Genomic DNA, 12,331 nt, shown 5'->3' on the forward strand with positions numbered 1-12,331 from the left:
CCAACTCGTGCGAGAAGGCCACCAACTCGTGCGAGAAGGCCACCAACTCGTGCGAGAAGGCCACCAACTCGTGCGAGAAGGCCACCAACTCGTGCGAGAAGGCCACCAACTCGTGCGAGAAGGCCAACCTGATGTCAGATCCCTAGTGTTACTATAGTGATCCTTTTGTCGATGGGATCCCATCGATTCTGTCATTCAGGGATACAGCCTGATCGAGTGCACGACCAAATCCTTTGAAAATCGACTCGATGATATGGTGGCTATTTTCCCCATACGCCAGATTAATATGGATTGTCATGCCGGCATGAATGGCGAATGCCTGGAAAAACTCTTTAGCTAGCTCGGTATCAAATGAACCGATCTTATCTTTTAGACCGTCAACGTGGTACACGAGATAGGGGCGTCCACTAATATCGACAGAAATGAACGAGAGAGCCTCATCCATTGGAGTGGTAATGGTTGCATAACGGGTGATGCCTGCTTTATCGCCAAGTGCCTTCTTGAAAGCCTGCCCTAAAACAATCCCTGTATCTTCAACGGAATGATGCTGGTCAACTTCAAGATCACCGTTACAGTTAAGCATCAGGTCAAATAGCCCGTGTTTGGCCATCAGTGTCAGCATGTGATCGAAAAAACCAATCCCTGTCTTAACTTGTGACATCCCTTTGCCGTCCAGTTCAAGTTCTGCTGATATGGCTGTTTCAGCTGTTTTACGGTTGGTTGTGGCGCTACGCATCGTCCTCATCCTTTCTGATTTGGATTGAATTAGCATGAGCTGTGAGTCCTTCTGTATTGGCAATGGCTATAATATCCTGTGAAATCGCATGGAGTGCTGATTCCGAATAATGGATCACACTTGATTTTTTGACAAAATCATAGATACCAAGTGGTGAGGAAAAGGCCGCTGTACCACTGGTCGGTAAGGTGTGATTCGGTCCGGCGGCATAGTCACCAAGCGGTTCAGGTGAATAATCGCCCAGGAAAATCGCTCCGGCATTTGTAATATTAGCAAGATTTTCGAATGGCTGCCGGATCATCAGCTGCAAATGTTCCGGGGCTATTTGGTTGGCAACATCAAGAGCTTCATGAAGCGTATCAGCCAGTATGATGCGTCCGTTTTGGGCGAGTGACTGCTGAATGACGGATTTGCGTTCCAATCGTTCTGTTTGCCGGGATAGTTCGGCTTTTACAGCTTGAGCTATGTGTCTGCATGTTGTTATGAGCAAAGGGCGTGCTTGCTCGTCATGTTCTGCTTGGGATAGTAAGTCTGCCGCCACGAATCGGGCTTGAGCCGTTTCATCTGCAATGATGCAAATTTCGCTTGGTCCCGCAATCATATCAATTGCCACATCGCCAAAGACCCACTTTTTGGCACGGGCAACATAAGCGTTCCCGGGTCCGACAATTTTAAAGACTTTGCCAATCGTTTCAGTGCCATAAGCCAGTGCTGCAATTGCCTGTGCTCCGCCGGCTTTATACACTTTATCAACACCGGCTTCTTCAGCGGCTGCAAGCACATACGGACTGATTTTGCCATCGCTGTCAGGCGGTGTGGTCATAATGATCTCATTCACACCTGCTAGTTTTGCTGGAATGATAGTCATCAGGACGGAAGAAGGGTAGGCAGCTTTTCCACCTGGTATATAAACTCCGACCCGTTCGATAGGTGTCACTTTCTGTCCAAGTGTAATGCCGCCGGTCTGATTGATAAACCAAGATTGTTCCTGTTGGTTAGTATGAAATGCCGTGATATTTTTACGGGCTGTTTGTATGGCCACTGTAAATTCATCACTGACGGCTTCCTGTGCCTCTGCAAATTCCGCCTCAGAAACAGATATGTCATCCATTCTGACGCCATCGAATTTTTCGGTCATATCCAGTAAAGCTTTGTCTCCCGTTTGCTTCACCTTGGAAATGATATTTAATACGGTTTGGTCCAGCTGGCTGTTGTCGGTCTCTTCTGTCGGGTTTTGCCGTTCTTTTAAAAATTGGTCGGCTGTTGTAAGCTTCATTCCGTGTCACTCCAAACCAGTTTGTAGCGTATTGATAAATGCATGCACGCTTTCGGATTTTGTGGTGAAACTTGCTTTATTGACGATTAATCTGGTGCTGACCGAATCAAGTTCTTCAAGAATTGTCAGACCGTTTTCTTTGATGGTATTTCCCGTTTCCACAATATCTACAATCACATCTGCTAATCCGATGATGGGTGCAAGCTCGACCGATCCATTCAATTTAATAGTTTCAACCGGTATATTTTTTTTGCGGAAATGGGTTTTTGCGACTACCGGGTATTTGGAGGCTACTGTCAGCACATTGCCATTGGTCTGCTGTTCATGACTGAAACCGGCAACGGCAAATTTGCATTGGCCAAGTTTCAGATCGAGTATTTCATAAATATCTGCTTGGGCTTCCATGATATTGTCTTTTCCGGCAATACCGATATCTGCTGCACCATTTTCGACATAGGTTGGGACATCAACAGCCTTCACGAAAATTAATTTGACCTGATGGGTATTATCATAGAAAACCAGTTTTCTGGATTTATGGCTTAAGTCATCGAAATAAACACCCGCCTTTTCCAGAAGTTTAATCGAATCATCTGCTGTTCGTCCTTTTGCCAGAGCTAACGTAATCATCTCCACTCAATTATCCCTCATTTCTGTTTCCAGCAAGTTTTCCAAATCATCGATGCTCTGAAATGTCATGTGATTTCGCCGGTCGACAAGCAGGAACTGATCGTCTGTGAATCGTACAGTGAATGTCGCCGGAATGTCTCTTTTGTTATCAGCATTCTGTGTCAGCACCTGATAACCTGCATTCCGAAGCCGATTGGCAGCCGAAAGTGCAACAGTGCTTCTGCTTATATCGTAGTAGATTACCAGTTCAATTGTCTCATCTAATTGTTCGATTGGAGTTGTTTCTTTTTTAGCGTTCAGCAAATGATCAATAATACAGCCGAATCCGATAGCCGGGATGTCAGCACCGAATTGTTCAGCGAGACCATTATATCTTCCGCCCATCAGGACGGGCTTACTGTAGCCAGTGATATATCCTTGAAAAATAACCCCGGAGTAGTAGTCCATGTGGTTAATCAAACCAAGATCGAAAACAATGGCGTTTTCAATGCCATAATCCTCCAGTAGAGCATAAACCTTTTTCAGGTACGCAATTGTCTGCTTCATTTTGCTATTCATCGTAATGGTTGAAGCTTTCTCAATGACGATTAGCGGATCTCCATATAATAAAGGGATTGATTCAATTGCTTTAATGATTGGTTCTTCCACAGATAGGCTTTCCAAAAACGGGCGAATTTCCACCAGATTTTTTGACTGAATCAGCTCCTGCAGCTTTTCCAGCTCTCCCGGTGATAATGGCAGTTCATTAATCAAATCTTTAAAAAAACCGGCATGGCCAATTTCAATTTTGAATTGATTAAACTGCAAATCCTGCAATATATGAACGGACAGAGCGATTGTCTCGGCATCATTTTCAGGCGTATTTTCACCAAAACATTCTACGCCGGCCTGGGTAAACTCCTTGGGGCTCGTCTCGTCCTTAAGCTGCCGGAAAACACTCTGCACATAAAAGAGTCTGCGGTAAGGTGTTTTTTCATTTGCCATTTGTCGTGCAATAGGTATAGTCATATCAGGGCGTAAAACAAGCACATCGCCTGAAGGATCGATCGTTTTAATCATATTATGTTTGCGGACTGTTCCGATCATGGATGTGTACATATCATAATTTTGGAATGTACTCGTCCCGGTTTCCAAATAGCCGTAAGTGCGGAAACGTTTCTTTATTGCTGTCACCAGATTGCTCTGCAGCTGATAATCAGTTTGACTCAAGCTATGCCCATTACCTGTTAAATACGGTTGCATACAAAAACTCCAATCAAGTATCCGCTTTATTACTTTATCGATTTATCTAATTAAAGTTAACTGATATTTTAGCCAACAATGGAGCAAATGTCAACCGAAAAAATGGAGTTATTATGAAAGAAGGGATTCTGCACAACCATTTTTACAAAAGTTGTCTTGTTCATTGAGCGTACGCACTCTAAAATGTCAAACAAATTCCATAAACATTAAGGCATAACAGCCAAGTAAATGCTATAATAAACAGAGATATGCTTTGTTATAAAACTTTACAGCTGGTGTTCCATATGAAACAGTTAAAAATGGTATTGCTAATGATAGCCGGGACCATCTCATTGGTGCTGGGTGTGCTGGGGATTGTTCTCCCGCTTTTACCAACAACACCTTTCTTGTTGTTGGCAGCTGCCTGTTATGTCAGAAGCTCGGAAAAGTTATATAACTGGTTGATTACGAACAAGTATTTTGGGTCCTATATCCAGAATTATCGTGATGGCAATGGGATTCCATTACGAGCAAAGGTAATTGGCGTGTCGACTCTATGGCTGGCCATGAGCTTTACAATTCTTTTTGTCGTGCCGCTTCTGCCGATAAAATTATTATTGGCGGGCATCGGCGCCTATTTCACGTGGTTTATTCTCAAACAGAAAACACTGCAAAACGGGTAGTAGAATCAAGTGGGGTAGATTTGTGTATGCAAAAGAAACATGTTATCAGTATAATTGTGTTACTTTCTTTGATTATCTGTACTATTAGCTGGCTGTATGTTCCGGGAAAGACAAAGTCAGAAGGTCAGATCAACAATGCAACCGTATTTGTACATGGCTATAAAGGGACCAAAAATTCATTCGGAAATATGCTGAACCGCTTTGAAGATAAATACGGATGGGGTCAGCGGGCATTGGTATACAGTGTTTCGTCGTCAGGCAATCTGGACGTAAACGTTTACGGGAAGGAAAACGTAACTGCCCCGATACTCGTCCACGTTATTTTCGAAAATAATCGAGCCAGCATCCAAGATACATCAGCTTGGCTTGCAAAACTGCTGGAACATATGAAGGAAACATTCCAGTTCAACACGGTTAATTTGGTGGGGCATTCAATGGGTGGCCTTGTCACGATGGATTTTATTGAGACATACCAAAATGAAAGGGTATATCCAAAAGTAAATAAATTAGTTACCATCGGCGTCCCTTTTGATGGGATATATAATGAAGACTACTTTCGTATCCACCAGGATCCTGCTGCTGAAGATCTGAAGCCTGATTCCGAAGCACTAAAAAAGCTTCATTTGAATAAAGATGTTATACCAGAACAATTAAAAGTGCTGAGTATTGGAAGTACAGGTGATTCCGTAGCCGTTCCGCAAAGTGTTGGCACAATAAAAAATATTGTCTTAGAACCTCAATTGGATTATGTGATGATTCATGATTATACATTGGGTCATAGCGAGTTGCATGAAGATACCCGGGTTGATAAAATGGTTTATTCCTTTTTAAATCCAAAGAAGAATGGACAGATTGAACAATAAAGGATTGATGTTTGTGATAAAAAGTCACCATACGTATGAACAATTGAAACAAATAACATCCCCTGAGAATGTAATGGCAGACGAATATTTGGATAATCATACCTATACACGTCTTGGCGGAAGAGCTGACTTCTATGTAACGCCTGAAACATATGTAGAGGTACAAGAGATCGTGAAACTATCTAAAAAAGAAGGTATCCCGTTCACTTTGCTTGGAAATGGGTCTAATATGATTGTGAAAGACGGTGGGATCCGGGGTATTGTTTTGAACTTAGGGCGCTTGTCGAAAATAGAGGTGGAGGGAACAAAACTTGTGGCCCAAAGCGGTGCCAGAATTATTACGGCTTCGCACAAGGCTTTGGTCCATACATTAACAGGGCTTGAATTTGCGTGCGGCATCCCCGGATCGGTCGGAGGCGCACTGTTCATGAATGCCGGCGCATATGGCGGTGAAATTAAAGATGTGCTGGAGAGTGCAATCGTCGTGGATGCCTCAGGTAACCTGCTTCATTTACCGGCTGATGAACTTGACTTGAAATATCGTTCGAGCAATATACCAGATAAAGGGTATATTGTACTGGAAGCAAGGTTTTCCATGAAAGAGGGCAGATATGACGACATTAAAGCAATAATGGATGATCTGACGTTCAAGCGGGAGTCCAAGCAACCGCTTGAATATCCCTCGTGCGGAAGTGTATTTAAGCGTCCACCGGGTTACTTTGCAGGTAAGCTTATTCAGGACAGTAAGCTACAGGGAAAACAAATCGGTGGTGCACAAGTGTCGTTAAAGCATGCCGGTTTTATTGTTAACTTGGATGATGCATCAGCGACTGAGTATATCAACTTGATCCATTTCGTCCAGGATACTGTGAAAGCGAAATTCGGCGTAAACCTTGAACGCGAAGTGAAGATTATTGGGGAAGATCCGGCCTGATAAATATTATTAATATGAGCTGGGTTGAACTCAACTTAACAGATTGACACATAAAAAGAGATAGGGACAACAGAATTGAATCTAGAAAAAATCCGAACTGTGATTCAAAATTCGTCAGTTAGATTTCGAATCAGTTCGGATTTTTTATAACGTCAGAAAGTATAAATGATGGATGACCTTATAAGAAACGCTTCGGCATTCGCTATAAGACGAGGCGAATACCGAGTTTTTCTAAGTTGTTCGCTCAAAAATGGTTGTTTTTAGACAAACAATTCATAACTGCGACGTATTGACAGGATTGATTTCCACTTCGGGCAGTAGTGCACGTTAGGGCAACGCTTCAGTTCTGCCCCGGACTTTTTATGTTCTGAAGCGGTGCAGGAAGCTTTGCAACCTGTCGTTTGTGGAGTTTTCCAATACTTCAGCCGGTGGTCCCTCCTCAGCAATGACGCCGTTATCCAGAAAGAGGACGCGGTCAGCAATATCTCGAGCAAATTCCATTTCGTGAGTGACAAGAACCATTGCCATTTCGCCTTCATTGGCGATGTCCCGGATAACCTCCAGTACTTCTCCTACCAGTTCGGGGTCGAGTGCTGATGTCACTTCGTCAAACAACATAACTTTTGGACGCATGACCAGGGCACGGGCCATCGCAACACGCTGCTTCTGTCCGCCCGATAATTGGTTCGGGTAACTATCAAGCTTATCGCCGAGCCCCACTTTTTCCAGCATTTCAATGGATCGCTGCTTTGCCTCTTGTTTATCTACTTTCTGCACATGTATTGGTGCTGACATACAGTTATCAAGAATGGTCATGTGCGGAAACAAGTTAAAATGCTGAAAGACCATTCCAATATTCCCGCGTACCTGTCTCAGATGTTTTTCGTTAGCAGGGACAAGCTCGCCGTTTTTCTCCATATGCCATAGATTTTTGCCATCAACAATGATGTCACCTGATGTTGGTTCTTCCAGTGTCATCAGCATGCGGATGATGGTTGTTTTTCCCGATCCGCTGGGTCCGATGACAGCCACTTTTTCAGCAGGTTCAATATCCAGGTTAATGCCTGTCAGCACTTCGGTATCACCAAAGGATTTATGCACATCCTGATATTGTACAATTGGTTCTGTCATTACGATGCAGCTCCTTCCTTTTCTTCTTTAAGAGGTTTACTTCCGCTTTTTTCCTTTTTATCAAAACGCCGGTTCATTCTGCGTTCCAGCTTGTTGATCAATATGGCAGACGGATAACTTAATAAAAGGAACAAGAGGGCCACAATCGTTAACGGCTCCAAATACCTGAAATTTGCAGAGCCATATGAGTTTGCCAGGTTCAATATTCCCGCAACCCCAATTGTTGAAGCCAGTGGAATTTCCTTGAACATAATGATTAAATAATTTCCAAGCATTGGTATGGTTGGCGGGATCGCCTGCGGTAGTATAATTTTAGACCACTTTTGCCCGGTCGAAAAATTGAGTGCTTTTGCTGCTTCCCATTGTCCTTTTTCAACAGCCTCAATTCCGGAACGATAGACCTCACCGATATACGTACTGAAATGAATACCTAAGCCCACAATGGCACTTGTGAACGGATCCAGGGCAAATCCGACAATCGGTACCATTGGCCATGCATAGAAAATGAAAAACAGCTGTACAAGCGGTGGTGTTGAGCGGATAAATTCCATAATCCATCTGAACAGCCACCTTATTGGTGTTATTCGGATGGCGCTCAGTAATGTCCAGACAAAGCCGAATATGAGTGCGAATAAATAAGTGGCAACAGTCAACCCTAATGTAATTCCAAGCCCTTCCACAACAACCGGGAAGGCTTCAAAAAATGTATTCCATTGCCAATTTCCACTATTCATTAACTAGCCACTCCTTTCTTTGATGCTGTTTCCATTTTTCTGGTCAGCCAGATGAGTGGCAGCGCCATTATGAAATAGAATACGAGTATCAGGAAATAGACAGTTGGTGCCTGGGACAAGTTGTTGCCGCGCAGGATATCACCGTAATATAAGATATCGGTCATACCAATCAATGAGACAAGTGATGTCGCTTTAAGCATCTGGATAAGGTAATTGCCAAATTCGGGCAACATCATGCGGACAGCCTGAGGGAAAATAACCAGACGCATTCGCTGAAATCGGGACATATTAAGAGCTGTTGCAGCTTCTGTTTGTCCTTTTGCTACAGAGAGAATCGATCCGCGTACAATTTCTGACATGTAGGCCCCGTAGTTTAAAGCAATTGCAAGGACACCTGCAAGGTAGTCACTTCCCAAACTAATTCCAAATAAAATCGGCAGGGCATAAAAAAGCCAGAATAGCTGCACAATTAAAGAGGTTCCGCGGAATACTTCGACATAAAAGATCGTAATGTATTTGATAATCGGATTTTTGGACAATCGGCAAAGTCCGGCGACAAAAGCCATCAGATAGCCGAGAATGATGGACCCGAGCAGTACTTCGATGGTAATACGTAATCCTTGCATTAATGTTGGGAATATCTCAGCAATTGCGTTAATAATCATCACTCCTTCAGATACGTTTGTATTCAAAAATAATAGGGTCGGACCCCCTGGATGAGGGAGCCGGACCCTATGGAGTCATTGCAGGGATATTTAAGTATATTCTTAAGCCTGGCTTAATATTTTTCACCGCTGCAGATTTCTTCGGTCGTGGTATCTTCCGGTGGTGCGTTGTTCTCAGGATCAAATCCGTTCTCTTCCAGAATTTCAGCTACTGTTCCATCGTCAATCAACTTTTGCAGTTCTTCATTATATGCTTCACGCAATTTGTCGTTATCTGGATGAAAAGCAGCAGCACCATAGCTTGGAACACCATCGAGATCCGGCTGCTCAAAGTCGTCTACAAATTCAAGCTTGTTACTATCAGCTGATTCCAGTGCCATTTTAACGGTCATTTCAGTGCCGGTTGTAGCATCAGCACGGCCGGACTCAACAGCTGAGAACGATGCAGGAATGTCTGCAACTTTCTGTATCTGGCTATCTTTCACACCCTCTTTTTTCACATATTCAATTTCTGTTGCACCGGACATAATGGCTACAGAAGCACCCGACTCAGCTATATCTTTATAACTGTGAATATCCTTCGGGTTACCTTCCGGGACAACAAGACCTTCCCCATACGTCATTTCCGGCTCGCCAAAGTCCGCATTTTCACAGCGGCTAGGGTTAATCGCCATACCTGATGTGATAACATCAAATTTACCTGCGTTTAAACCAGGGATCAACTGGTCGTAATTGAGTATTTGACCCTCAACATTGTCCACGCCCAGTTCTGCAAATACGGCCGCAGTGATATCGGGTGATGCACCTTTTATTTCGCCGTCTTCCTTATAACCATATGGCCTTTCGTCCGCATATCCAATCTGAACGGTTCCTGAATCTTTAATTTTTTCAAGCGCTGAATCGCCGTCTGAATCGCCATTTCCGCCATCCCCGCTGCCACTGCCGCTGGCATCATCAGATCCGCCGCCGCAAGCCGCGAGTACAAGCACGAAAATACCGAAAATGGAAGCTAGTAATAGTTTTTTCATCTCCTAAATGACCTCCCGTTATGTTTTGTGTAAATCGGATTGACGCCGGTAAGTATAGCGTTCAGCCCGTTTACTTTTAATTCTCTGTATAAAGTTGTCCGCCTGTGTGGGGGCAAGGCGCTAAGTGTTCGTGTCCAATTTCTAAGTAAAGAATGATAGAAAGCACTACTTTTTTACTAGATATTGAACATTCAGCAGGTGGGGGAAAGTTCTAAAAAAAATCATACTATAATAGTATAAGGATTTCACAATCTGTTCAAACTTTATATTTTTTGATGATTTGAAATATACATCCAAATTCCGTCAATGTTAACTATGAACTAATATATGCTATGATATGCTTTAATATAGATTGTATTACTTGTGTATGCTCAAAATTTTCCGTTATGATAGAAAATTCAGTTATGAATTGGCCGATAAATGGAAACTGAATAATTGTAGATAACTATGAGCCAATAGCAGTAAATATGTCATGTTTAATCCATTTTGCTTGTTTTGATTGGGGTAGCGTTCTTAGATTAGGTGGCTGTTTTTCGTGCAGGTTATTGGGAAGAATCCGTTATACAAAAAGACCGCGCAAATCAGCGCGGTCTTTTTGTATCGAGCGGATTCAAGTTAGCTTCAATTTCGTCACGTCTGTCTTCAAATAATGGTGGCAATGCCAATGATTCGCCGAGCCGATCAACGTTTTCATCCGTCGAAAACCCTGGTCCGTCTGTTGCCAGCTCAAACAGAATCCCATTTGGTTCACGAAAATAAAGGGATTTAAAATAGAAACGGTCCACGAGGCCGGAATTAGGGAGGCGTTCTGCCTGAATTCGATCCTTCCATTTGGTCAATTCATCTTCGTTCTCAACCCGGAAGGCAACATGATGAACACTTCCCCGACCGGGCCGCTCCTGTGGCAGATCATTGCGTATCTCCAGATGTATTTCTGCACCAGTTCCGCCTTCACCGGTTGAGAAGACCCGAATAGCTTCCTGCCCACTGACAAGCGCTGGATAGCTGCGGGCTTCCCGAAAAGTCAAAATATCGGTCAATACGCTGGTTGTCGGAGCCGGATCCTGTACTGTCAGTCTGACCGGTCCAAGACCAATGATGCCTTTGTCAGCGGGGACTGGACTGTGCTCCCATACTTTGCCGCCTCTTAGCCCTGTGTTTGATTCATCGGAAATAAGCGTCAATCGTTGATTTTCGGGGTCACGAAAATTAATGATTTGGCGGCCATCCTGTTCCATGATTCCGTCATGGATAACACCATGTTCAGTCAAACGCCTTTGCCAGTATCCCAGTGCATCGTCATTTGGCACACGGAGGGATGTACCGGAAATACTGCTGTGGCCTTGGTTTGTTGTGCCTGCACGAGGAATTTCAAAGAATGTCAAATCAGTGCCGGGATTGCCAATTTCGTCTGCGTAGAATAAATGGTAGACGGAAGGATCGTCCTGGTTGATCGTTTTTTTGACCAATCGCATGCCTAAAATCCTGGTATAAAAATGATAGTTATTAGCTGCATTTGCTGTGATGGCGGATACGTGGTGGATGCCTTTCAGTTCCATAGTCAAGTCTCCTTAACACAGATGTATTTATACTTAATTAAAAATGATTTAATTCAGTATAAATATATTGTATAGCGATCTTAACTGTTTGTACAGGATATTGCCTCACTGCTCAGATTTTTTATGTTTGGGACGGAGACCGCGCTTAAGCTGTTCGATGCTCAAGCCAAAGTCCATTTGCAAATGGGAATAGTCTTTAAAGTTTTGCCAGTCTCCACCCCACTCGAACCCAAGTCCTTTGGCCATATCAGCAACTTCAAGCCAATCTGACTTGCCATTGTTGTTGCCATCATACTGCATATCCCACGTAATGGTGCCATTTTGCTTACGTAAAGCATAATCGACCGCAAGCCCGTAATTGTGATAGGATTCCCCACCTTGTGCATAGGTAACGACCTTCCCGTCTTCAGAGCGGCCTTGTTCATATAAAGCATCCTGTGCTTCATGGCTTCTTACTGACTCGGTAATAACAACATCAATCTGATTGCCGGCGGCCTGTTCAATAAGTTTATCCGTCTTTTCGGCAACGACCGGATCAAGGCTTTCGGAGAGAAGTGCCCCGCTGCCCTTATCAATATATCTGTCCGAATTTGTTTGGTTGTAGAGGTAGAACAGTATAATTAGGAATAGAATAATAAAAATCCATGCTGCTATATCTTTACGGTAGCGTATCAAATGTCGCAATCTCCTTGAGATGATATTTCCATTTAAATTATAACATGATAGGAAACAGTTGAGCTTGTATGATACTGCCGATTTTTGCAGCAGAACGGCTATCTGTCGCTATGAATAATACAAATTGGCAAAAAGCATCCTTCCTGAAATGATGTCTTGAAGTTACCCGTTGCTGCGTATAATATAAACTAAAAAGGGG

13 protein-coding genes are annotated in these 12,331 nt (G+C 43.4%); 3 read left to right on the plus strand and 10 right to left on the minus strand.

Annotated features, from left to right (window positions below; all coding sequences use genetic code 11):
• Positions 1–151 precede the first annotated feature (151 nt).
• The 4 genes from hisB to hisZ are packed head-to-tail and all read right to left on the minus strand — an operon-like array spanning position 152 to position 3,881.
• Entirely contained in the window at positions 152–736 is a 585-nt protein-coding gene (gene hisB, locus IEW67_RS05765) for an imidazoleglycerol-phosphate dehydratase HisB (protein ID WP_188632117.1), read from the minus strand.
• The gene (gene hisD / locus IEW67_RS05770) at positions 729–2,012 is read right to left on the minus strand and encodes a histidinol dehydrogenase (RefSeq protein WP_188632118.1); all 1,284 of its coding nucleotides are present in this window, start codon (positions 2,010–2,012) and stop codon (positions 729–731) included. The genes hisB and hisD overlap by 8 nt, the downstream gene beginning before the upstream one ends.
• 6 nt (positions 2,013–2,018) lie before the next feature.
• Entirely contained in the window at positions 2,019–2,645 is a 627-nt protein-coding gene (gene hisG / locus IEW67_RS05775) for an ATP phosphoribosyltransferase (protein WP_188632119.1), read from the minus strand.
• Positions 2,646–3,881 carry an ATP phosphoribosyltransferase regulatory subunit gene (gene hisZ / locus IEW67_RS05780; protein ID WP_188632120.1) on the minus strand — a complete coding sequence of 412 codons (1,236 nt, stop codon included), beginning with the start codon at positions 3,879–3,881 and terminating at the stop codon, positions 2,646–2,648.
• 284 nt (positions 3,882–4,165) lie between these two features.
• Between hisZ and IEW67_RS05785 the strand changes: the two genes are divergently transcribed.
• The 3 genes from IEW67_RS05785 to murB are packed head-to-tail and all read left to right on the plus strand — an operon-like array spanning position 4,166 to position 6,340.
• The gene (locus IEW67_RS05785) at positions 4,166–4,543 is read left to right on the plus strand and encodes a YbaN family protein (RefSeq protein ID WP_188632121.1); all 378 of its coding nucleotides are present in this window, start codon (positions 4,166–4,168) and stop codon (positions 4,541–4,543) included.
• 26 nt (positions 4,544–4,569) lie between these two features.
• The gene (locus tag IEW67_RS05790; RefSeq protein ID WP_188632122.1) at positions 4,570–5,406 is read left to right on the plus strand and encodes an alpha/beta hydrolase; all 837 of its coding nucleotides are present in this window, start codon (positions 4,570–4,572) and stop codon (positions 5,404–5,406) included.
• A gap of 7 nt (positions 5,407–5,413) precedes the next feature.
• Positions 5,414–6,340 carry a UDP-N-acetylmuramate dehydrogenase gene (gene murB, locus IEW67_RS05795; protein WP_373288494.1) on the plus strand — a complete coding sequence of 309 codons (927 nt, stop codon included), beginning with the start codon at positions 5,414–5,416 and terminating at the stop codon, positions 6,338–6,340.
• 360 nt (positions 6,341–6,700) lie between these two features.
• Here the strand turns inward: murB and ehuA are convergent, their stop codons facing one another.
• The 6 genes from ehuA to IEW67_RS05825 form a co-directional block, all read right to left on the minus strand.
• Positions 6,701–7,471, minus strand: a complete 771-nt coding sequence (gene ehuA / locus IEW67_RS05800; RefSeq protein ID WP_308430711.1) for an ectoine/hydroxyectoine ABC transporter ATP-binding protein EhuA — start codon at positions 7,469–7,471, stop codon at positions 6,701–6,703.
• Complete coding sequence (gene ehuD / locus IEW67_RS05805) at positions 7,471–8,205, minus strand: ectoine/hydroxyectoine ABC transporter permease subunit EhuD (RefSeq protein WP_188632124.1); 735 nt, start codon at positions 8,203–8,205, stop codon at positions 7,471–7,473. The genes ehuA and ehuD overlap by 1 nt, the downstream gene beginning before the upstream one ends.
• The gene (ehuC, locus tag IEW67_RS05810; RefSeq protein ID WP_188632125.1) at positions 8,205–8,870 is read right to left on the minus strand and encodes an ectoine/hydroxyectoine ABC transporter permease subunit EhuC; all 666 of its coding nucleotides are present in this window, start codon (positions 8,868–8,870) and stop codon (positions 8,205–8,207) included. The genes ehuD and ehuC overlap by 1 nt, the downstream gene beginning before the upstream one ends.
• A gap of 113 nt (positions 8,871–8,983) precedes the next feature.
• Positions 8,984–9,898 (minus strand): ectoine/hydroxyectoine ABC transporter substrate-binding protein EhuB, encoded by a 915-nt coding sequence (gene ehuB / locus IEW67_RS05815; protein WP_188632126.1) that lies wholly within the window; start codon positions 9,896–9,898, stop codon positions 8,984–8,986.
• A 581-nt stretch (positions 9,899–10,479) separates the two neighbouring features.
• Complete coding sequence (locus IEW67_RS05820) at positions 10,480–11,457, minus strand: ring-cleaving dioxygenase (RefSeq protein WP_188632127.1); 978 nt, start codon at positions 11,455–11,457, stop codon at positions 10,480–10,482.
• Positions 11,458–11,562: 105 nt separating this feature from the next.
• Positions 11,563–12,132, minus strand: a complete 570-nt coding sequence (locus IEW67_RS05825; protein ID WP_188632128.1) for a M15 family metallopeptidase — start codon at positions 12,130–12,132, stop codon at positions 11,563–11,565.
• Between the last annotated feature and the right edge of the window lie 199 nt (positions 12,133–12,331).

Origin of the sequence: Lentibacillus kapialis, assembly GCF_014646635.1 — a bacterium.
GTDB classification, from domain to species: domain Bacteria; phylum Bacillota; class Bacilli; order Bacillales; family Amphibacillaceae; genus Lentibacillus; species Lentibacillus kapialis.